This window comes from Priestia sp. YIM B13486 (assembly GCF_042787865.1).
Taxonomy (GTDB): Bacteria; Bacillota; Bacilli; order Bacillales; family Bacillaceae_H; genus Priestia; species Priestia megaterium.
On sequence record NZ_JBHZOZ010000010.1, the window covers coordinates 112,213 to 130,938 of the forward strand.

Consider the following 18,726-nt stretch of genomic DNA (forward strand, 5'->3'; position numbering starts at 1 on the left):
GACATGATTAAAGAAAAACCTACCTCCATCTTGCAAAGGTAGGTTTTTCTTTTTTTAGCTGTATACTCTATACAAAGATAGTTTACATAATCAAAATTATAGGAACGAAGAGAAGCTCAAGAACTAGTTTATTAGTCCTTGAGCTCCTTTTCTCCAGTGTCCTGGAGTCGCTAAAGCAGAGGGCAACTTTGTGTGTAAATCGCCTTTTGCTGCATTTACCTGAGCTTGAGTAAGAAAAATACTTCCTGTAAGATCGGCTCCACTTAAGTCAGCATCTCTAAAGTCTGCTCCAATAAGATCCGTTAATCTAAGGTCAGCCTCTCTAAGATCAGCAGCTATAAATAATGCTCCCTTTAAATTAGCTCCCCTAAGATTAGCTCTTCTTAACTTAGCCCCAATATAATCACTACTACGCTTAAATTTCTTTCCTAACTTTTTACTAGATGTTTTGGGACGGACCAATTCACTTGTATGTAAAAGTAATTCTCTAACTTTCATTCGATGTTCGTGCACATCAACTTTTAAGATATTTTCTGGTGCTTGGTTAATCAAACGTTCCGTTTCTTCAAAGGAAACCTTTAAATCATTGTGAATGGAATCCGTAGCTTGGAATTCAAGTGCCTCGCTTAAATACCAAAGCATTTCATGCAATTGCTGAACAATTGGAAACACATTAAACATTTCTTTAGCTCTTGTTTTGTTATCTCTCCAATCATTTCCTTCATAAATCATTTGAGAAACCCTTTGGCCAGCACCGAAACATTCATATCCCACACAACCTTTGAATCCCGTAGTGATAAGGTTTTCGTGAATGGAACATGAATAGTTTGACTGTAAATGTCGGCAAGGAGTTCCACCATCTTTGTCAAACGCAAAGTCAGCAGATTTTGCGTAAGGTAAAGCTACGCAGCACAAACCAAAACAATTTGGGCAGTCCGAACGTAAATTTTCTCGAGCTTTATTATCTATCACTAGTTTATTAGGCAATACAATACATTCCTCTCCTATAAATTTTCATAATTTTATAATAATAGGAATTAGAAGGAAAATAAAGGTTGTTACTGATTTAGATTTATTATTGTATATCGTATACAAAGCTAGTTTACATAAACACTCTTCCGGTACACATCACAAAAAAGAACCCGTATGGCAGAAGGACTCTGACAAGGGTTCTTTTTCCGGAGTATGCAGCTTTTTATACATCCTTGATTTATCAACGCTTTCTCAGTAGGTGGTTGAGAAACTAATGTATAAGAAGTGCACCTTTTATACATATGCTAGCCCTTTGAAATATAGTATTATTGGGAAAAATATGTTATTATGTGTCTACACATGCATTTTATAGTAAAAAGCCACCAGTCCTGCAAATACTGGGTGGCTTTTTATTTTGTATATATTAAAAATAGACAATTAATCATTTATATTAATTTCTTCTAATTTATTTAATAACTGGTCTACAAATTGACTAAGTAAAATCGTATTATCGCTAGTAAATCCTTCTTCTAACCCTATTTCAACCATAAGTTCCCTCGCTGCTTCTATATCTACAAGTAGAGCCTTTCTTAACATACTGGTGTATCTGTATCTTTGCAATTATGTAGTCACCTATCTCTCTAAGTTGTTAAATCTTTATTTAACAATAACTGGATTTCATCCGTATAACAATAATTGTTCTTGTAAAATCCAATTAAGAGCGTATAATGCCGATTTTAGGGTTTGAATGGTTAAGTTTTTATACTTAATACATATTTTATTCTTGAATTTATAAAAATAAAGCTGTAAAAACTACCAATGCATATAAATGATTCATTACTCCTTTATAAGGTATACTATAGTAAGAGGAGTAGTGATGTTAGTATGTATTATTACGGCAAAAGAAATCAAGAACCTTTAGCCCAAGAACAAACAGAGGTTTGGGAATGTACAGTAGAAGATTGTAAGGGCTGGATGAGAAAAGATTTCTCTTACGATAGTCATCAGAAATGTCCTTTGTGTAAAAGTCAAATGAAAGCTGAAAAACGCCTTATTGATAAAATCCCCCTTAATCCCCATCGAAGATAATTTGCACCAATGCTTTCACACAGATTAAAAAATTATTACTATATTATTTAATTGCAAATATTGTTAATGTATTCACATTTGCTTTCTATTTCTATTGTATGTTATAACTAGTTATACCTTGTATCGATCGTCTTGTCTAAAACCCAGGCTTTTTTTAAAGCCTGGGTTTTCTATTGAACTAATATTAGATAAAGCATGGTTTCCTAATTATAAGACCATAACAAAAAAAGACTCCTTCATAGGAGTCTTTTTTTGTTATCACTTTTGATTATGCTTTGTGAACGTTAGCAGCTTGTGCTCCACGTTGACCTTGCTCGATATCAAAAGTAACTTTTTGACCTTCTTCTAATGATTTGAAACCTTCACCTTGAATAGCACTGAAATGAACGAATACATCGTCTCCGCCTTCGATTTCAATGAAACCGAAACCTTTGTCTGCATTAAACCATTTTACTGTACCTTGTGTCATAATGTTGCCTCCTGCTGTGGAATACTCCACAAATGTATTACCTCTCTTGCTCAATCATACTATTTCAAGATAAAAACTTCTGTTTAAGATTTTTTCTTCTCTCAATCTTATACCGAACAAAAACAAGTTAATTGTAGTGTAACACATAGATATATTGATAGCAAATAATTGCTTTATTCCATTTAATCGTTATAATCATACTTGTATACGGACTAAATTAAACCGTAAGAAAGAAGTGCCATTATGAGAAAGTTAAAAACCTCTTTTCAAAACCTAGTCAATGAAAACAGACATAAAATACTAGAAGATAAAAAGGTCATGGAAAAGATTGAAGAAAAAATTGAAGCTCGCCAGGAGCATGCTATAAAGATGAAAATGAAATAAGAGTAGAATAAAAACATCCTATCTAAACGGATGTTTTTTTGTATTGTGCTGCTGTTGCATTTCTAGGTAAATGGCTTTTTACAGGATATTTCATCTGCTATGTCGAATCTAGCAAGTCACAAGAAAGGGGCTGTTAATATGAATTCAAAAAAACAAAAGAGATTGGCAACTACTAGAAAATTAATGGACAAAGCTAAAGAACGAACTGGTTTATCTTCTGAGTTAGAACAGGACTTAGAGAATTTAGGATTACAACGACGAATGAAGCAATTAGAGTTAGAGAGTAAGTTCCTAAAAAACCTGAACGACGAAAGAGGTTAATTCACAGCCCCCGTTCAGGGGTGCTTTTACGTATTTATTTCTTCTTTACCATATAATTATTCTTCAATTAGCACTGTATACCCTATGCTAGTTTACATAAATCAGATTTTCGCGGAACCAAATAAAAACGCCATCTCTTAGGGGACAAGGGATGGCGCTACATTAGATTTTATCGTTTATGCAGGATTTTATACATCATTTATTTATCAAATTTTTAACCTTTTGTCGTATAACTCGTACTGTATAAAACCCTGTATAAATTAATCTTTAATTTCCTTTTTCTAAAATGTCATTAATTCTAGAGGGAAAGTTAACCGTGTCAGATAAGAACTTCTCCTGAAAATTCTGTTTATTATCCCTAATAAAGTCTGCCGTTTTCTCTCTTGAATTATAAATAATCTCCATCTTGAATGTCCTCCTTCACTGCATCTCTTACTATAAACACAGTTTCAAATAAAAAAACAAGACATTTATTCCAAATTCCTAGGCCGTTAATAGTCCCATGACTGTACACGGTTTTTCAGAATTATACTGGGTTAACTGAGGTCATTTTTGCTAGCTGATACCCATTCAGATATTTCATCAAAAATATTCTGAACTTGTTCTTTATTTAAAACTTCAACTTTTTCCCAAACGATGGAGAGATATTCCTCTAAGTGATTAGGATATGAAAGAGATTCAGTAACAAGGGCTTTATAAAATAATGGATTACCCCCTTTATCTACTTCACCTTTACATCTATAATTTTCAAATTCCCATCCTCTTTTTGTTTTTTTAAAATGATAAAGGTCCTTATCCTCCCATTGAGGACTGTAAATCTGCATTTTGAATCTAGATGTACTACTCAATTGTAAATACCTCCTCAAAAATATAATTTTCATAAGGCACTTTTTATCTTTACCCTTTAAACATATATTTTATTTACAATTTTTTACCGTAATTTTGGCAGTTCTAATTACCTCATTCCCAGAGAGCTCACCTCTATTTTGATACTTATATTTTTTCACTTTTACGAGCTTTATTACTCCCTATAAGAGGTAGTATGATAAGGAAAATACATATAATATATGGTGTAAAAGCAGAAAAATACTGCCTCTTCCCAGTTAAAAGAGGCAGTATTTTTCTATTCGTTGAATGGTAGTCGTTAGGTGACGCTCTATTGCATCTCAGATAGTTTGCTCCAAATATAAAATTTTAAACATTTTATTAAGTAAAAAGAGCTCAGCATACTAGGATCTTTTGCTAGATAAAGCATTATCTTTTACATATATTTCATAATGTCCATTTATATAACTAGTTACCTTTAGATTAAGCAAAAGGGCTTTTAGGTTAACTAGTTCAGAATCTAATTCGCAATCTCTTGCCATATCTTCAATCTTCTTTTTGATTATTTGTATATTATTTTCTAAATCAGTTACCGTTTTTTCACTGTATTGGAAGGGAACTTCATCTACAACTTCTGTAATTAATTGATTCTGTCCTTCGTATTCTGATTTTCCTTTAATTGCAGCCTGTTTTCCAATCAATACAGCCTGCTCTTTTATGTCTGACAGAAGAATCATTAAACCAATTCGTTTACTCATAGGAATATGCTGCTTATCAAAAATAGAGATAATTTTTGTTTGATAGTCATCCATAGTGGTATGAAGTTGATGTTTTGCTTCTCGGATTACTTCTTCCTGATTTTTAATAAGTATCATTTAAGGATTCTCCTATAATATCCATGTATATCCTAACTATGGTTATTAGGTTATTTTTTTCTGATGAAAGAAGAAAACAAATCTTTAACAAATAAAGACATGTTTCTTTTAAAATTCTACTCTAATTTAATACTTTACCCTTTGAGTTGAAAAATAAACACAAAAAAAGTAACTAATTATTATAGAAATAATGAAAGAATGAATATATGGCTACCGATAACGGTGATTGCACCAACTAAAGATGTATATGAAATTCGTTTGCATTTTATTCATCCAAATTGGATAAGAACATTTATTCTAAAGTATCTATAGTTAAATTTAAACCAAGAAGTGCTTGCTCTAGATTTGCTTTTATCGTTATTTTGCTAAAATCAATTCCTAGTTGAATCATCGTCTGGGCAACTTCAGGCCGGATACCAATTAATATTGTTTTTACCCCAAGAAGACCTAATGCGTCTACAATTTTAAAAATTTGATGGGCAACCATGGTATCTACAATCATCACTCCGGAGAGGTCAAATAGCAAATGTGATAATTTTAGTTCATTTGCTTTCTTTAATGTTTCCTCTAGTAAAAGTGTTGCTCTTTCCGTATCTACCTCTCCAATGAGAGGGAGTATAGCAATACCTTTGGTGATTGGAACCACCGGTACAGATAATTCAAGGAAAGCACTCTTTGCTTTTTTTAGTGTTTCTTGATGAATATTTACATACGTCAAACTAAAAACATAAACAGCTTTATCTAATAAAGGATCAATGATAGTGATTAATTCAAATATTGTGTCTGTAGGTATATTATGATCTCTTATTTCTTCTTTAAGGACTTCCCATATGAATTTTCGGTAATAGGTCGTATCTTCTAAAGCCTCACTCAGAGAAATACCTAGATTTGATGCAAATTCTCCTGACTCTTTTGCCCATTTCACTATTTGATCAAAAATTGTTTTTTGATCGATTTTTTCCATGAGAGCCCGCCCAAAATAACTGATGAAGTTTGCTCTCAATTCAATAATTTCTTCTTTTGTGACATTGACGTCTTTTACCTCTTTAAGGTCAGTCATTCTATTCGTGTGTACCATATGTGCAATTTCATATTTTTTTTCTAAGATTTTCTCTCCCAGAAAGTGTAAATTATCCATTTCACATTAACTCCTGTTCTTTTAACCGTTTAGATTGCTATTTTTATTTTTAATTTCTAAAGATAAATTCTTAAAAATTTTCAACCTATCCTCTAAGCTACTTCTCAAGATAATATTTAAAATTAGTAGGGTAAATGCGAATAAAGATGCTATGAAAAATATAGGTGTAAATACCGGAACGAAAATAAATACAGCAATTACTGCAATAATGGTGAAGGTTAAAAAATTAAGCATTTGCTTATTTAATTTACTTGTTCTTTCTAAAAGCTCTTCATTTCTCTTTATATACTCTATAATTTTTTCTGGACTCTTCGCAATATAGTCCCTTTCTAATTTTTTATTCATCTTACTAATTCCTTGAAACACAATAATAATTGCTAAGGTTACGACAAGAGATATAATAACATAGTTTGGCATTTAAACATCCTTCTGCTCTTTTTTCATTAAGGTGTGCTCCTGATAAAGTAATCTAGATAAAAAACCCCATCCACAACAATAAAAATAATTGGTCCTACAAAATAATCTAATATTTTTGATTCCCCTATAGTTTTTCCATTAGCAAACATGAATAAGAAAAATCGTATGATTGAATAAGAAAGAAAATATACAAAAAGTGAAAGTATTGGATAAAAAACAAAAAACCAAAGTACTGCTATAACAAGGTTTGCTTGACTATTGTCACCGAACATAGAATAAAATTTTGTTCCTCCCTGTTCATGGTAAACCAGAAGCATAAAGGCCATACCACCAAAAACTGCACTAAAAGCTGGCCATCCTTTAGGTAAATCAATTTTTTTAGAGATTACAAGTTGATAACCAAAAAGCAAGAAAGCTGCTAAAATACCTATCATAAAGAACCAAAAAGCACTATCCATAAAAAATACCTCCTTGATTTTTATAGAGCTATTAGAAGCGTCCAAACTTGCAATGAATGGGTGTCTTGCCTCGATTTCCAGCAGATATATCAATAAAAAAAGTACCCCATTGGATACTCTATAGTCATTACCCTAATTCTTTTTCTTGCTGTTTTAGTAACTTACTTTCCATTTCTAATTGTCTCATTCTTCTTTGAAGTTCTAAATTCTCCAATTCTTTCTCTAATTCCGAAGATAACTTAATCCTTTCCCTAGCATTCTCCATTAATTTTCTAGTAATTGCTATTCTTTTTTCATTTTCATAAAATTGATCTTTTAGATTCATATTTACAGCCCCTTCCCGATAACTTGCTACGTTCGACACTTGAAAGAAAAAACCCTTTAATTCAGATGGACAGTAACCATGTACTAAACACAGAGGTAAAAAGCTCAGCCTATAGTTTTGGGAAATGCTAGGATTTTTACTCATATGGAATGATAACATTTTGAATTTTATCATTTAATATTAAGAATAACTTTCTTTAATAAACTTCTGTAGTATTTATAAAAGGATTGGGAGCATTTAAATGTTCGAAGATGATTTTATCATTAAAGCGATTTATGATTTAAATAGTAAGGAAATAGAAAAGGAAAAATAATCATTTGTCATCAACAAGCACAAAGAATAAAATTCATGATTTTTATGAACTGAACTGCTTTTTAAAATTAATTTCTCATCTTATGAATAAACTATCCTTCTTTTACACATTTTAACTTTATAAAATGTAAAGGAGTTGCATACAATGGCAAACAATAAAAATAGCAATACAAATGAACTATTAGTATATGGTGCTCAACAAGCAATTGACCAAATGAAATATGAAATCGCTAGTGAGTTTGGTGTCAATCTTGGTCCTGATACAACGGCCCGTGCAAATGGATCTGTAGGTGGAGAGATTACAAAACGTCTTGTGCAAATGGCGGAACAACAACTTGGTGGCAAAAACATCCGATAATAAGATCCTTCTAACTGAACGTATACTAAAGGAGAAATGGGTTCCCATTTCTCCTTTTCTTGTTGTAAAACATTTTTCTACACTTAGAAAAGAACTTATGTTTGGCCTTTTCACAAAACATATGCTATATTTTTAATCTACATATTCTATATACGAAAAGATGAGGTATTATCTATGAAAAAAGCTGAATTGATTGAGGCAGTTGCTTCAAAGTCAGAATTAACAAAACAAGAGGCAAAAAAAGCTGTAGAAGCGTTATTTGAAACCATTACTACGACCCTTGCCAAAGGTGAAAAAGTTCAACTAGTAGGATTTGGCACATTTGAAGTACGTGAACGTGCAGAGCGTACAGGTCGTAACCCTCAAACAGGGGAAGAAATAACGATTCCAGCAACTAAGGTTCCAGGTTTTAAAGTAGGAAAAGAATTAAAAGAAGCTGTTAAATAAAGAGTGTTTACCATAAGTATCCAGAAAACACTTCTAAAAATTTTAGGTTATTTAATTTATAAAAGATCAAAAGGTGTACAAACGTACACCTTTTTCATGATTTAATGACCTTATTCTGTTTGAGCCGATCCATCTTCAATCTGATTTTCAAACTGTTTTCGGTGAACCCGAACAAAAGAAGAAATTTTACTGTAGTAATGTTTTTCCACTTCATCATAAGGTATCCATATTTCTTTTTTCATGATGAGATCATATACTTCATCTAGAATTTGATCTCGTTTATTTGGACGCAGTTTGACATTTGGATACTTGATCATTTTAATATATCGGTCTCTTAGTTCATTTGTAATCCACTCTTTCTGCTTTTGCTTTAATGCTGAAAATTTTTTATTGGTTTGAATGAGACGACCATTTTGATAAGTATGGTTCTTCATATAGATTTCCCCCTTTTCTCCCGATTCTCCTATAAAATCACTGAATCTTCCTTTACCTAGTAACATTTTTCTTGAATTGTTCTTTCACATAGGTACAATTTCGTTTATGCTCACGAGAAAAGAAATGATCATGCTTATAATGTACTTTTACTTCACAAGAGGGACAGAGAAAAAAACCTCTTTTTGCTCTGTCTTGACTCACCTCATGAGCATAGAACTCTCCCGTAGCTTCAAACATCCATACATGTTTAGCCTTTTCAATCTTTGCGCGCATATTATGCTCTCCTCTCACCATATTTTTCATCTATTTCTATCATAAGGGGTATATGGTAAAGAGACAAAATAAAAAGCAGTATTCCCATGCTATTTGCGCATGAGAATACTGCTTTTTGATTATTTTTCTTTTAAATCATAACCTTTGAACTCATAACCGTACACGCTCGTCAACTCTACAAAACTCTTATACGAATAGGTAATCGCAACCGGTGTACCTACTTGAACCTTATCATATAACTTTTCAACAGAAGCATTATGCATTCTCACACAACCTTGGCTCACATATTTTCCAATGCTGTTTTCATTACTATTGCCATGAATGCCATACGTATCGCCATATGTGTTATTGGCATTCAACCCTAACCAACGTTTCCCTAATGGGTTTCGGGGATCTCCGCCAGGAATATGTCCTGTATAATAAGGACGATTTTTAATTTTATTGACGATTTTAAAGAACCCAACCGGTGTTTTCTCCCATGTCTTACCTGTAGCAATGGGATCCACCATTTCTAACTCTCCATCGTGAAAATACGCAAGCTTATTATAGTATTTATTAATGATAATTAAATCTTGATTCACTGATTTGCTTGCTGCTTCTGTTTTTCCTCCATTAACTCCATATAATGCGACCATTAGTAATGTAAGAACGGTCATTGATTTCATAAAAATGTTCTTCATAAAAACTCTCCTCTTTTTTATATAAAAGGAAAAAAGCATCTTTCGAAAGATGCTTTCTCGTCACAATCATTTATAAATAAAAATCTATACACTTGATGACTTTTCCATGCTAAAAAACGCTCTCTGACGAAATTAACTTTTGTTTTGCGTATAACTAAACTACTCATTCGATGCAAATTTCAGTATCTAGAAGAAGGGTTATTTCTTTGCTGCTACTTTCACTTTAATATTAGGCAGCTTAAGAAGTTTTGCTTCTTCTAATTTTAAAGATTGGGAAGGTATTTTTTTGACCCAAGCCTTTTTCATTCCATATCCATTCCACATAAAGCCGTTTTCTTTTAAATAGGCTTTATGATCGTAACAATTGGAAACACACAAATAATAATAAGACTCGATTTTAATTGTATTGGCCTGTTCCATTTGGATATTCTTTTCATCAATCCATTGAGCTACAGTCAATTTTTCCTCTTCTGCTTCAGAAGCACTCATTTCCTTCACCCATGCTTGCTCTAAGGAGCTATATTTATAGCCTCGATTTTTCAATTTATCCTTCATTGCAAATGATTGATATACTTTGATAAAGCAAGAATCTTGCTTATAATCTAAAGTTGAAATATCCCATTCATCGATGTCACCAAAATGTTTTTCTAACCATTTCTTATCTGTACTATCACGTTCTGTTAAGATATCTTGTTTTGACATAACCCCCATTCCAATAGCTGTTACAAGTAACTGATGAAAAATCTCATAAAAAGTCTTTGAGTGATCACTTTTTTTGCGTAAACAATGGTCTATATGATGGGACACTTCATGAAGCGTCGTAGCAATGGTATGCCCATTTGGTCTTGAAAGGTTAAAAACTTCAATCTTTCTATTGTGCGGATAATATCGTCCATGAATGGATTTCATCTCTTTCACTTTAATATCGATAAAAAAATTCTTGAATTTATTGTCAGGATAACTCTCCAAGGAATAAGCTTGATCGATCACATCACATAATGTTTTATAAATGGTATATGAACTCATAACATCGGCTCCTTTAACAAAAAAACAGACCTTCAACTGTAAGGTCTGTTCTCACTTATTTATTTTTTCTGTATGACGACAAGAAGGGAAAGACGAACAGCCAAAAAAGCGACCTCCTTTTCCTTGTCTCACTACTAATTGCTTACCACACGTTGGACACTTGTGTGCTTCTGGTGTGATATTTTCATAGATTTTTTTTGCTTCGAACGTGGGATTAATAGCACAAATGAGCTCTTGCAGATCCTCACGATCAACCAACTTTACATCACATGCAGTTGCCAACTCTTTGGCTTGTTTGGTGAAATAACTATTAGTCACCACCCATGCTTGGTTTGCTCGATAATAGGCTTTCGCCCCGTATACCTCTTGCACAGCTGATAAACTGACTCTATTTTTGTAGCCGTACCGTTTGGCTTGAACCACAATTTTTTCATCTCTCTCCATAACTAAATCAGCGCCAAAGTCTCCAGACTGCTTTGTTACTTCTGAATGATAGCCTAAATGTCGAAAAAGAACTTGTAGATAAATTTCAAATTGCCGCCCATCCATTTTATCAATATACGGCATATCAGCTTTTAATAAGGCCTTCTGCTGTTTACGTGTTCGAAGAACTTGATAAAGAAAAAGAAAGCTTTTACATATAAGAACAAAAACAAGAAAACATCCGATGCTGATGATAAAATTATCCATTCATGGAACGCTCCTGTTCGTTGGGTTTGGTTCGCGAAGGAGAAAAGTATTTGGAAAACGGCTTTTCTTTCGCCCCTTTTTTCAACTCATCGTTCCAATCCTTACCTGTAGACGGTAGTTTCTCTTTAAGGAGATCGGCATTGACGATTTGTTTCATTTTCTTGATAAATCCCTTTCCTCCTTGGTCATGATCCACAGCTAAAATCAATTCCTTAATGGGAAGTCCTTCACGCCGAGCTGTAAGATACGACTGCGCAACGGTTTTCGGTTTTAACCCATTCATACTAATAAGGCGTGTATTCTGCAATTCCTTTCTTTGTATACTCCAATAAGAAAGTAGATCAATCGGACTTTCAAAAAAATGAATGCTCGTTGGCATTCCTACATCAACGGAAAACCCCGTATGAGGGTTGTTATTGGGCAGGACTTGTTTAAAGGAACCACGCTTATTCTTCATCTTCATCGTTCCTTGGCGATCTGCACCAATGACTTTTCCTTTGCCTCCCTGTTCACGCCATTTAAACACCACATTGTTGCGTTTATCTTGGGCGATTAAGTTTTTTTGGAAGAGCCAATGGACTAACCGAGGATCAATGTTTCTTTCCCTCATAAGATAGTCTTTTGCCTTACTTGTGTCTTTTACCTCTAGCTCTTTTGGATAGCGAAAAGGCTCTTTTGACGTTGAAACTGACGGTTGCTCATGAGAATGAGAAGCTTCTTTATAGTCGCCTTTATTAATATCTAAGACAGCTTGTGGGAACGACATCCCATAATACATTTGAGCGAAACTGATTGCTCCATACCCTGTCTCATTTCGGCTATTCCATGCGTACATGTTCCCTTTAATCAGCAGACTATCATGCTTGGTATGGCGGTAATACTGCCCTTCTTTGATAAATGTTTCGCCTTTGGCTTCCAAATACGACAACAAATCGACGTCTCTGGCTTTCATAGACTCCTCCTTTTGGACATAAAGGCGTTTTTCCATCTCACTCCCTCCTCCTTTTCACCCTATGAAAAAAGAGAGGGATTCATCCCTCTCTAGTTATTCCATCTTTTGCTTTTTTTAACGTTCTACTTCATGTGAATCTTGTTGTTTTGTCTTAGAATGTGCTCCATTCTTCCGTGCAAAAAATTTCACAAAGCCATTTTGTGATTTCTCTTCTTTTTTCTGTTGGTCATGATCCTTTTTCTCCGTATCTAGGGCTTTTTCCAATTTGGTTAACGTTTCACGTTGCGAATCCGACAAATCTAACCCTTTTAATTCCTTCAGCACTTCTTTTTTTAACTTATAAACCTTATCAAACGAATGTTTTTGTTCAAATTCCCTCATCTTGGCCAAACGCTGCTCTTTCTCCTGGGGTGTTTCTTCTTTCGCTTGTGGTGGAACAGCTGCTTGTTTTTCCTGCTCATCTTGCTTGGGGGGTTCTTTGTCCATTGTTTTTTCTTGTGTGATCCCTAACCGTGAAAGCAACTGTTGTTTATAGGCTGCTTTATACTGTGATTCATCACGTGGCTTTTCCAATTCTTGAAGAAGCTCTTGTTTGTAATCCTCCTGGTAGTCTCCTTGTTCCTTCGCTTGTTTTTGATCGTAGTAATGAACGGATACACGAGACTCCATCGCATCCACTTGTTCTCTTGTAAACGTGCCTTCTTTCAACGCCAGCCCTTTTAACTGTACATAGTCTTTTTCGGCATTCACACGGGCCAACATACTATCTACCTGTTGAGGCTGTTCTTGGTCGTGTGCTTCTAACAACTTTCGATAACTCACTTGTAGCTGTTGGTCTCGATCTTGTGGCAACACAGGACTGACATCATGACTCTTTAAAAACTCAAGTGTTGTGTCACTTTCATACGCTTGTTTTTGTCCGTTTTCGTCTGTCGATACCAATAAAACCTGCGGTTTTCTTTCGCCTAATGCGGACTGCGTGAGGTAGATGACTCCAGAAGGAATCTCTAGCAGCTGTTCACCACTGATATTTGCCCATCCTGCCTCAATTTTTTCATTCTGTGGATATTTCATGAACGTTTTTAAGGCTCGTTTATCCGCAATAAGGGTGTTAAATTTGTCATTTGAAAGAGATGTCACTTTTTTCATCATTACTTCCCCCATTTAAATAGTAGTTAGGCATAAAAAAAGAGAGCTTTTTATGCTCCCTTACCTTTCGAGTTCTTGTTCTTCTTTTTTCTTTTTGACGGTACCTGTTCGCTTTTGAAAATACGGCTGATGCCCTACTTCATGACGTGTTTGAAAAGTAAGAGGCTGTTCTTGAATTTGACCATCTATGACTCCCTGTTCATTTTTCTTCGTCACAGAATCCAGTTGATGCTCAAGCTTTATCACTTCTTCTTTCGTCATCCACCCATTTTTAATGGCTTTGACCTGGGTTGAATAATAGGTTTCCTCGGCTCTTACGCGTTCGAACACACTCTTTACGTCATCCAAAGATTCATTCTGCTGTTTTTCTCTATAAGCCTCATATCCTTCCTTCAATTTTTTATACACATTTTGAGGAGAAAGAGGTTCTTGGTCATCTGCCTCTCTTTCAAGAGACCGATTTTTTTCTCTTTCTTTCACTAAGGTATCTTCAATTGTTCCAATAAACTCAGCTGATGTTTCATGTACTTCTTTTAACAGGTTAGTTTTATCTTCAAAGGTTTTCCCCTTCGTCCAGTTCGACAGATAATCGAGGGAGTACGAGCTCGTGTCGATTCCAAAGTAAGACGAAACGGTATAAGCTGTCATTTCAGCTTGAAACTCTTTTTCTGCCGCCGTATAGTTCATATGTGTTTCTTTTGTATGAAGCTTGGCATGGGCCAATTCGTGCAACAGGCTCTTTACATTTTGTTTTTCAGAGTTTCGAGGGTTGAGGGCTACTTCTTTTGTTAGCGTATAGCTCGCACCCTTGGCGCTCCCTAATTCCTCTTTGGGTGAAATAATGGCAATGCCGTTCTTTTCTGCGATAGCTTCCATCCCTTTATAAAGTGTTTTGTAATCTTCCACGTTTCCTTCTAGCCAACGATTCGGGAAGATGGAAGGTAAATCACTCGCTTTTACGTTCGTCTGGACCACATCAAAAACATGGCCGACTGAAAAATACAATCGGCTCGGTGTGACATCTTTTTTCCCTTCTTGGATTAATTTCTTTTCTTGAGGAGTTGCCTTATTAATTGATTTCCATTTTCCTTTTTCATCTTGAAACTTAGGAACAGTTTTGTTTGGGACCAGAATTTGAATTCCTTTCTCTCCTTTATTGACAGAGAATCCTTTTTCTTTCCAGAAAGCAAATGATCCAACAGCTTGCGCCCCCATGAATTGTTGCTGAATCAGTTGAGTGTTTGATAAAGAATACTGATGGAACTTGCCCATGAAAGAGAGATACTCTTTTAAGTCTTCTGGTGAATGAAAATGCTGTTCGACACGTTTGTCCATATCCTTGGTGAGTGCTTCTATTTCTTTTCGCTTCTCTTCGGCTAATTTTTTCACATATCCTTTACTCATGGTTCTCGTTCTCCTTTTGATACGAGATTTCTTTTAACTCCTCTAATTCTTGTTCATCCCAAGGTTCATCTACTTCGACAAAGAGCTTCTTCGTTTTGATATTCATCGGGACCAACATATCACCTCCCTGACTAATATATTGATGAAACTCTTTCGCTTCTTCTGGTGTAAAAAACACTTCCTCTTCTTGATCACGATACCGTACAATGGCACTCCTTTCGCCAATCCATTTAATCGATACCAACACCACATCTTTTTGAAATAACATCTCTTTTTCCTCCTCTATTTTTAAAATACTAATGAATGTAACATTATTGAGTAGAAGTTGATTTCCCTCTCGATTCTTCCCAATCAATCCGTTTTTGTCGCTGATGAGCAATACGTTCCTCTACCGTCTCTCGTGCAATTCTCGTACTATCCATTTCTCGCATTCCAGTAGTAATAAGCCCTTTAAAGCCGTGAAAAGCAAACAATCCATTCATATACTCAATTAAAATCTGCGTATTTTTATCTGTCGCATTTGTGCCAAGGCGAATCTTCTTAAGCTCCTCTTTTAATACATCATGCAGGTTATGACTTACAACTTCACTAATATACTTTAATGACCACTCTTGCGCTTTTTGTTCCTTGTGTTCCTGACAAATTTGAGAGATGGCATCGCCTGTAAACCCAATATCATGCTCTTCCATATACGTTTGAATATAGTGTTTTGCTTCTTCTGTTAATGATAGTTTCATACGTTGTTTCGTCATCTTAATAACTCCTTTCATCCTCATAATGTTGTTGCCCGTTACGTTGTGATTCACGCTGCATTCGTTCATAATGCTGCTGATTTTTCCAACTTTCATATTCACTTTTAAACGCTCGTTCCATTCTTTTTAAGGATGCATGCATCGACACATGCTGCTGAAATCCTTTCGGACGTTTGGATGTTTTCACATGCTCGATAAGACGTTGAGCACGCTGCTGCTTTTTATCATAAGCCTTCATTTCTTGTAAAAAAGCATTGCCCATTCGCTGATATAACTCATCAATTTTATTCTGCTTATAATCTTTATATCGCTTTTGATCGTTTGTTCCTTCCCCATAAGCTTTCTTTAATTCTTTGACCTCTTCATCTAGTTTTTCAAGTAGCTGTTGGTACTCTTTTTGATGATGTTTTTCAATATAGTGTTGACTTAACGTATTGATTAAAGGTTTAAGAGGCTTTACTGTTTGATATCCATAATGCCATTGTCTTTTATCAACCGGTAGATGATTATAAATTTGTAGAAACAAAGGTTTCATGTGACGGTTTTTCCATGTCATCGAGGAATCTTGTTTCTTTCTATCTACAATGTGCGCACGAATTAACTCATTAATTTCTTTTTGATGATCGCCCCTCTCTAGGATTTGATTCACTACTTTAGACTTCATTGCATCTAATGTTTGAGGTTTTCGTTTTCCTCGTTTGCGTGTAGGATCTGGCTCTACGGTGGCAATATGAATATGGATGTTTTGGGTATTATAATGAATAGCAGCCGACCAAACAGCCGACTGATCTAACTTTTCCCTTTTAAGCATTTCCTCCATTGATTGACGGGTCACATGCATTAACTTTTGTTCATTGACTGTATGAGTACGTGCATCATATAGCCCGTTTTCTTCGAGCCACGGATTATGAAAGGTGATGACATCTTGCCACATTATACTCTGATTTTTTTGTGCGGTCTCAAACAAGAACTTCAAATGTTGCTTCTCCTCTTTATTTAACTGATCAGATTGTTTAGTAAACAACGCAGAGGTCTTTTCAGGGTTATCCATATAATCATGATAATGAGAAAAACGTTGCTCATGACTCTCCTCTTTTTGAGCTTCTTCACGATCAACATACTCCACATATTCTTGAAACGCTTTTTGATTAGCTGTGATGAATTTCGTTTTAAGCACGACACCTGGTGTAAGAGAAGCAACTGTCATTTGTTATACCTTTCTAAAAAAGCTGCGACCAATTCTCCTCGTTTGGCAGCTTGTTTTTCTTCCACTTGTTCAAAGACTTGCACCATGGATCGCTTCATACTTCCTTCCATACAAAACCATTCATTTCGTAGAAAGAGGCGCTCTGTTTCCATCAATCGATTTATTCTTTGAGAGATGACCTCAACAATTTCTTCTACAGGTGGTACGGTTGAGACCTGTTTTTGTTTTTCTTGTTTTTCCTCTTTAAGTATTTGATGCTCTAGACATATGCGAGCAATCGCATCACCGGGAAAACGAACATGTTGTTCTTTCATATACTGTTGAAGGTATCCATCTGTTTTCTGATCAAAAGAAACCATTTTCCTTTGTTTCATCACACTTCATCCTCCTCCATTAATTCCTTGATAAATTGATTCATTGTTTCCATGACTTCTGTGCATTTTTCTACCGTTTGAATGTTAAAACGAACGAGATTCTCTAACTCTATTTCTCTGTCGGTTTTTGCTTGAAATAACGTGAGTGTTTCAAGCTGACCTTTTAAAAATTCTTGACGAGACATCTTCTTTTTCTTGGCAAGTTCATCTATTTTTTTAACCGCAATAGGATCTACATTTCGTATTTTAATTTCCATTTTATCTTCCCTCTCTTTTGTAGTAGTGCTCTCCCCCCTAAAAGAAAGAAAGAGCATAAGGGGTTTTTGCCCCCACAATGGGTGGGGGGCTAGGCAAAGCCTAGCAAAACGATGGGGTCAAAGAAAAGCTCTTCACGTCCCTTTTGAGTCCCCTTTTCACCCTTAAACCCTGTTTTTCAGGTTAAATTTTTACCTTTTAATTCCATTTATTGACCCTAGTCCCTTTTGAGTCCCCTTCGTTTTTTCACTTCATGACCAAATCCTGTTCTTTTTCGTTCAACTTTTTCAGCTTTTCTTGTAAACTTTTTTGCTCACCTTCATAGAGCTGAATGCTTTCATCACTCGATTGAATTGCATCTTTTTTCATCGCAATTTTTGATTCTGTATCGGCTTTCTCCTCATCAACTTGGTACTTCATATCACGTTGTAACTCATTCATTTCCTGTTGCGTTTGACGTTTTTGTTTCGCTTCCAGAGCGATGGCTTTTTCATAGTTTTGCATTTTCTTTTTGACTGTTTTTTTCTCCAACCCATTCACTAAAAGGGAATAGTCTTGCTTCTGTTGAAGGCTCTTTCCTTTCCCTTGTTTTGTCTTTGTCTGATCAGAATAAAGGGTTGTAAGGAATGATTGACTGTCTTCTTTTTCAGCTGTATCTGTTGAATAGTGGCTCGTCATATCCTCCACGTTCACCGTTTCATTCTCTTCCTCTTCTTGATACAAATCAAAGGCAAGTGCTTCCCAGTGAGGCGATAAATTATTTACTCTTACTACGTAATATCCTTCATCTTCATAAACGACTTTCACAGGTAATTTCACGTCTGGGTTTGCTTTTTCCATCGCCGAAAAGGAGAGGTTTTCGTCCTCTCCTTGATCGATTTTCACCACCATATCCAAAGCATGAGCTGTTGGATAATAGACACGTTCTTCAAGTGTAATGTTTCCCGTTCCTGTCGTCGAAATCGGCTCAAACGTTTTCGTATGATAGAGCTTGTCGTCCGTATGAATATAAAAATTTGACGTTAAGAGAGACAAAAAACCAAGAAAGAAAAAGGCTAAAATGGCTGTGTATTTCCATGACTGTTTTCTCCGTAAATTAAACCGGTAATCGTCTAGTTTCTTTTTAATTGTCAATGTGT

The 18,726-nt window shown here is 35.0% G+C and carries 27 protein-coding genes and 1 pseudogene; 5 read left to right on the top strand and 23 right to left on the bottom strand.

The genetic code is table 11. The annotated features are described in order from the left end of the window. Positions 1–123 precede the first annotated feature (123 nt). Both ACFX4G_RS21950 and ACFX4G_RS21955 read right to left on the bottom strand, forming a co-directional pair. Positions 124–987, bottom strand: coding sequence for a pentapeptide repeat-containing protein (locus tag ACFX4G_RS21950; protein WP_377576947.1), 864 nt, complete (start codon positions 985–987; stop codon positions 124–126). A gap of 423 nt (positions 988–1,410) precedes the next feature. Beyond that, on the bottom strand, positions 1,411–1,593 hold the full coding sequence (locus ACFX4G_RS21955; RefSeq protein WP_377517160.1) for a Spo0E family sporulation regulatory protein-aspartic acid phosphatase: 183 nt from the start codon (positions 1,591–1,593) through the stop codon (positions 1,411–1,413). A gap of 264 nt (positions 1,594–1,857) precedes the next feature. Between ACFX4G_RS21955 and ACFX4G_RS21960 the strand changes: the two genes are divergently transcribed. Further along, on the top strand, positions 1,858–2,061 hold the full coding sequence (locus ACFX4G_RS21960; protein WP_377517158.1) for a cold-shock protein: 204 nt from the start codon (positions 1,858–1,860) through the stop codon (positions 2,059–2,061). A 268-nt stretch (positions 2,062–2,329) separates the two neighbouring features. Here the strand turns inward: ACFX4G_RS21960 and ACFX4G_RS21965 are convergent, their stop codons facing one another. Next, positions 2,330–2,530, bottom strand: coding sequence for a cold-shock protein (locus ACFX4G_RS21965; RefSeq protein ID WP_013056497.1), 201 nt, complete (start codon positions 2,528–2,530; stop codon positions 2,330–2,332). Positions 2,531–2,773: 243 nt separating this feature from the next. On the opposite strand from ACFX4G_RS21965, the gene ACFX4G_RS21970 reads away from it, so the two are divergent. Both ACFX4G_RS21970 and ACFX4G_RS21975 read left to right on the top strand, forming a co-directional pair. Beyond that, the gene (locus tag ACFX4G_RS21970) at positions 2,774–2,914 is read left to right on the top strand and encodes an FbpB family small basic protein (protein WP_377517155.1); all 141 of its coding nucleotides are present in this window, start codon (positions 2,774–2,776) and stop codon (positions 2,912–2,914) included. 138 nt (positions 2,915–3,052) lie between these two features. Next, positions 3,053–3,235 carry a hypothetical protein gene (locus ACFX4G_RS21975; protein ID WP_377576950.1) on the top strand — a complete coding sequence of 61 codons (183 nt, stop codon included), beginning with the start codon at positions 3,053–3,055 and terminating at the stop codon, positions 3,233–3,235. 267 nt (positions 3,236–3,502) lie between these two features. On the opposite strand, the gene ACFX4G_RS21980 is transcribed toward ACFX4G_RS21975, so the two are convergent. The 7 genes from ACFX4G_RS21980 to ACFX4G_RS22010 all read right to left on the bottom strand — a co-directional run bounded on the left by ACFX4G_RS21980 (position 3,503) and on the right by ACFX4G_RS22010 (position 7,273). Next, complete coding sequence (locus tag ACFX4G_RS21980; protein ID WP_377576953.1) at positions 3,503–3,640, bottom strand: hypothetical protein; 138 nt, start codon at positions 3,638–3,640, stop codon at positions 3,503–3,505. A 131-nt stretch (positions 3,641–3,771) separates the two neighbouring features. After that, positions 3,772–4,083: a hypothetical protein gene (locus ACFX4G_RS21985; protein ID WP_377576956.1), complete on the bottom strand. Its 312-nt coding sequence runs from the start codon at positions 4,081–4,083 to the stop codon at positions 3,772–3,774. Positions 4,084–4,464: 381 nt separating this feature from the next. After that, positions 4,465–4,935, bottom strand: a complete 471-nt coding sequence (locus ACFX4G_RS21990) for a hypothetical protein (RefSeq protein WP_034656093.1) — start codon at positions 4,933–4,935, stop codon at positions 4,465–4,467. Positions 4,936–5,227: 292 nt separating this feature from the next. Continuing rightward, positions 5,228–6,073 carry an STAS domain-containing protein gene (locus tag ACFX4G_RS21995; RefSeq protein WP_377576959.1) on the bottom strand — a complete coding sequence of 282 codons (846 nt, stop codon included), beginning with the start codon at positions 6,071–6,073 and terminating at the stop codon, positions 5,228–5,230. Between the two features lie 21 nt (positions 6,074–6,094). Then, positions 6,095–6,490 carry a hypothetical protein gene (locus ACFX4G_RS22000; RefSeq protein ID WP_377559028.1) on the bottom strand — a complete coding sequence of 132 codons (396 nt, stop codon included), beginning with the start codon at positions 6,488–6,490 and terminating at the stop codon, positions 6,095–6,097. A gap of 26 nt (positions 6,491–6,516) precedes the next feature. Further along, positions 6,517–6,948, bottom strand: coding sequence for a hypothetical protein (locus tag ACFX4G_RS22005; RefSeq protein WP_377576962.1), 432 nt, complete (start codon positions 6,946–6,948; stop codon positions 6,517–6,519). 127 nt (positions 6,949–7,075) lie between these two features. Then, a complete protein-coding gene (locus ACFX4G_RS22010; RefSeq protein WP_034656101.1) occupies positions 7,076–7,273 on the bottom strand; it encodes a hypothetical protein in 198 nt (65 codons plus the stop codon). A 457-nt stretch (positions 7,274–7,730) separates the two neighbouring features. Between ACFX4G_RS22010 and ACFX4G_RS22015 the strand changes: the two genes are divergently transcribed. Together ACFX4G_RS22015 and ACFX4G_RS22020 are read left to right on the top strand one after the other, a co-directional pair. Further along, positions 7,731–7,943, top strand: a complete 213-nt coding sequence (locus tag ACFX4G_RS22015) for an alpha/beta-type small acid-soluble spore protein (RefSeq protein WP_034656103.1) — start codon at positions 7,731–7,733, stop codon at positions 7,941–7,943. A 150-nt stretch (positions 7,944–8,093) separates the two neighbouring features. Next, positions 8,094–8,390 (top strand): HU family DNA-binding protein, encoded by a 297-nt coding sequence (locus tag ACFX4G_RS22020; RefSeq protein ID WP_370511592.1) that lies wholly within the window; start codon positions 8,094–8,096, stop codon positions 8,388–8,390. Between the two features lie 110 nt (positions 8,391–8,500). Here ACFX4G_RS22020 and ACFX4G_RS22025 read toward each other — a convergent pair whose 3' ends face one another. The 13 genes and pseudogenes from ACFX4G_RS22025 to ACFX4G_RS22085 all read right to left on the bottom strand — a co-directional run bounded on the left by ACFX4G_RS22025 (position 8,501) and on the right by ACFX4G_RS22085 (position 18,721). Then, positions 8,501–8,824, bottom strand: coding sequence for a hypothetical protein (locus tag ACFX4G_RS22025; RefSeq protein WP_034656109.1), 324 nt, complete (start codon positions 8,822–8,824; stop codon positions 8,501–8,503). Positions 8,825–9,217: 393 nt separating this feature from the next. After that, a complete protein-coding gene (locus tag ACFX4G_RS22030; protein ID WP_377576966.1) occupies positions 9,218–9,778 on the bottom strand; it encodes a L,D-transpeptidase in 561 nt (186 codons plus the stop codon). A gap of 198 nt (positions 9,779–9,976) precedes the next feature. Continuing rightward, positions 9,977–10,804, bottom strand: a complete 828-nt coding sequence (locus tag ACFX4G_RS22035) for a hypothetical protein (protein ID WP_377559018.1) — start codon at positions 10,802–10,804, stop codon at positions 9,977–9,979. Positions 10,805–10,855: 51 nt separating this feature from the next. Next, on the bottom strand, positions 10,856–11,494 hold the full coding sequence (locus ACFX4G_RS22040; RefSeq protein WP_377559016.1) for a restriction endonuclease: 639 nt from the start codon (positions 11,492–11,494) through the stop codon (positions 10,856–10,858). Then, entirely contained in the window at positions 11,487–12,482 is a 996-nt protein-coding gene (locus tag ACFX4G_RS22045) for a toprim domain-containing protein (RefSeq protein ID WP_377576969.1), read from the bottom strand. Before ACFX4G_RS22045 ends, ACFX4G_RS22040 begins: the two co-directional genes overlap by 8 nt. A gap of 78 nt (positions 12,483–12,560) precedes the next feature. Further along, positions 12,561–13,595, bottom strand: a complete 1,035-nt coding sequence (locus tag ACFX4G_RS22050) for a hypothetical protein (RefSeq protein WP_377576972.1) — start codon at positions 13,593–13,595, stop codon at positions 12,561–12,563. Positions 13,596–13,898: 303 nt separating this feature from the next. After that, a pseudogene (locus ACFX4G_RS22055) lies at positions 13,899–14,999 on the bottom strand (ArdC-like ssDNA-binding domain-containing protein); the annotation flags it as partial. Continuing rightward, positions 14,992–15,267, bottom strand: a complete 276-nt coding sequence (locus ACFX4G_RS22060; RefSeq protein ID WP_050691675.1) for a hypothetical protein — start codon at positions 15,265–15,267, stop codon at positions 14,992–14,994. The gene ACFX4G_RS22060 and the pseudogene ACFX4G_RS22055, both read right to left, overlap by 8 nt. Before the next feature lie 43 nt (positions 15,268–15,310). After that, positions 15,311–15,751, bottom strand: a complete 441-nt coding sequence (locus tag ACFX4G_RS22065; protein ID WP_207372123.1) for a hypothetical protein — start codon at positions 15,749–15,751, stop codon at positions 15,311–15,313. A gap of 1 nt (position 15,752) precedes the next feature. After that, complete coding sequence (mobP2, locus tag ACFX4G_RS22070; protein ID WP_377576975.1) at positions 15,753–16,958, bottom strand: MobP2 family relaxase; 1,206 nt, start codon at positions 16,956–16,958, stop codon at positions 15,753–15,755. Then, on the bottom strand, positions 16,955–17,335 hold the full coding sequence (locus ACFX4G_RS22075) for a hypothetical protein (protein WP_377576978.1): 381 nt from the start codon (positions 17,333–17,335) through the stop codon (positions 16,955–16,957). Before ACFX4G_RS22075 ends, mobP2 begins: the two co-directional genes overlap by 4 nt. After that, positions 17,332–17,589: a hypothetical protein gene (locus tag ACFX4G_RS22080; protein WP_155660827.1), complete on the bottom strand. Its 258-nt coding sequence runs from the start codon at positions 17,587–17,589 to the stop codon at positions 17,332–17,334. Before ACFX4G_RS22080 ends, ACFX4G_RS22075 begins: the two co-directional genes overlap by 4 nt. Before the next feature lie 244 nt (positions 17,590–17,833). After that, positions 17,834–18,721: a hypothetical protein gene (locus tag ACFX4G_RS22085; protein WP_377576981.1), complete on the bottom strand. Its 888-nt coding sequence runs from the start codon at positions 18,719–18,721 to the stop codon at positions 17,834–17,836. Positions 18,722–18,726: the final 5 nt, after the last annotated feature.

Excerpts from the sequence above, each read along its gene's own strand:
- ACFX4G_RS22010 (WP_034656101.1), bottom strand. The coding sequence starts at position 7,273 with ATGAATCTAAAAGATCAATTTTATGAAAATGAAAAAAGAATAGCAATT.
- ACFX4G_RS21995 (WP_377576959.1), bottom strand. The coding sequence starts at position 6,073 with ATGGATAATTTACACTTTCTGGGAGAGAAAATCTTAGAAAAAAAATAT.
- ACFX4G_RS22040 (WP_377559016.1), bottom strand. The coding sequence starts at position 11,494 with ATGGATAATTTTATCATCAGCATCGGATGTTTTCTTGTTTTTGTTCTT.
- ACFX4G_RS22030 (WP_377576966.1), bottom strand. The coding sequence starts at position 9,778 with ATGAAGAACATTTTTATGAAATCAATGACCGTTCTTACATTACTAATG.
- ACFX4G_RS21980 (WP_377576953.1), bottom strand. The coding sequence starts at position 3,640 with ATGGAGATTATTTATAATTCAAGAGAGAAAACGGCAGACTTTATTAGG.
- ACFX4G_RS22005 (WP_377576962.1), bottom strand. The coding sequence starts at position 6,948 with ATGGATAGTGCTTTTTGGTTCTTTATGATAGGTATTTTAGCAGCTTTC.
- ACFX4G_RS22065 (WP_207372123.1), bottom strand. The coding sequence starts at position 15,751 with ATGACGAAACAACGTATGAAACTATCATTAACAGAAGAAGCAAAACAC.
- ACFX4G_RS21975 (WP_377576950.1), top strand. The coding sequence starts at position 3,053 with ATGAATTCAAAAAAACAAAAGAGATTGGCAACTACTAGAAAATTAATG.
- ACFX4G_RS21965 (WP_013056497.1), bottom strand. The coding sequence starts at position 2,530 with ATGACACAAGGTACAGTAAAATGGTTTAATGCAGACAAAGGTTTCGGT.
- ACFX4G_RS21960 (WP_377517158.1), top strand. The coding sequence starts at position 1,858 with ATGTATTATTACGGCAAAAGAAATCAAGAACCTTTAGCCCAAGAACAA.
- ACFX4G_RS22060 (WP_050691675.1), bottom strand. The coding sequence starts at position 15,267 with ATGTTATTTCAAAAAGATGTGGTGTTGGTATCGATTAAATGGATTGGC.
- ACFX4G_RS22025 (WP_034656109.1), bottom strand. The coding sequence starts at position 8,824 with ATGAAGAACCATACTTATCAAAATGGTCGTCTCATTCAAACCAATAAA.
- ACFX4G_RS22045 (WP_377576969.1), bottom strand. The coding sequence starts at position 12,482 with ATGGAAAAACGCCTTTATGTCCAAAAGGAGGAGTCTATGAAAGCCAGA.
- ACFX4G_RS22080 (WP_155660827.1), bottom strand. The coding sequence starts at position 17,589 with ATGGAAATTAAAATACGAAATGTAGATCCTATTGCGGTTAAAAAAATA.
- ACFX4G_RS22015 (WP_034656103.1), top strand. The coding sequence starts at position 7,731 with ATGGCAAACAATAAAAATAGCAATACAAATGAACTATTAGTATATGGT.
- mobP2 (WP_377576975.1), bottom strand. The coding sequence starts at position 16,958 with ATGACAGTTGCTTCTCTTACACCAGGTGTCGTGCTTAAAACGAAATTC.
- ACFX4G_RS22050 (WP_377576972.1), bottom strand. The coding sequence starts at position 13,595 with ATGAAAAAAGTGACATCTCTTTCAAATGACAAATTTAACACCCTTATT.
- ACFX4G_RS21990 (WP_034656093.1), bottom strand. The coding sequence starts at position 4,935 with ATGATACTTATTAAAAATCAGGAAGAAGTAATCCGAGAAGCAAAACAT.
- ACFX4G_RS21970 (WP_377517155.1), top strand. The coding sequence starts at position 2,774 with ATGAGAAAGTTAAAAACCTCTTTTCAAAACCTAGTCAATGAAAACAGA.
- ACFX4G_RS22000 (WP_377559028.1), bottom strand. The coding sequence starts at position 6,490 with ATGCCAAACTATGTTATTATATCTCTTGTCGTAACCTTAGCAATTATT.
- ACFX4G_RS22035 (WP_377559018.1), bottom strand. The coding sequence starts at position 10,804 with ATGAGTTCATATACCATTTATAAAACATTATGTGATGTGATCGATCAA.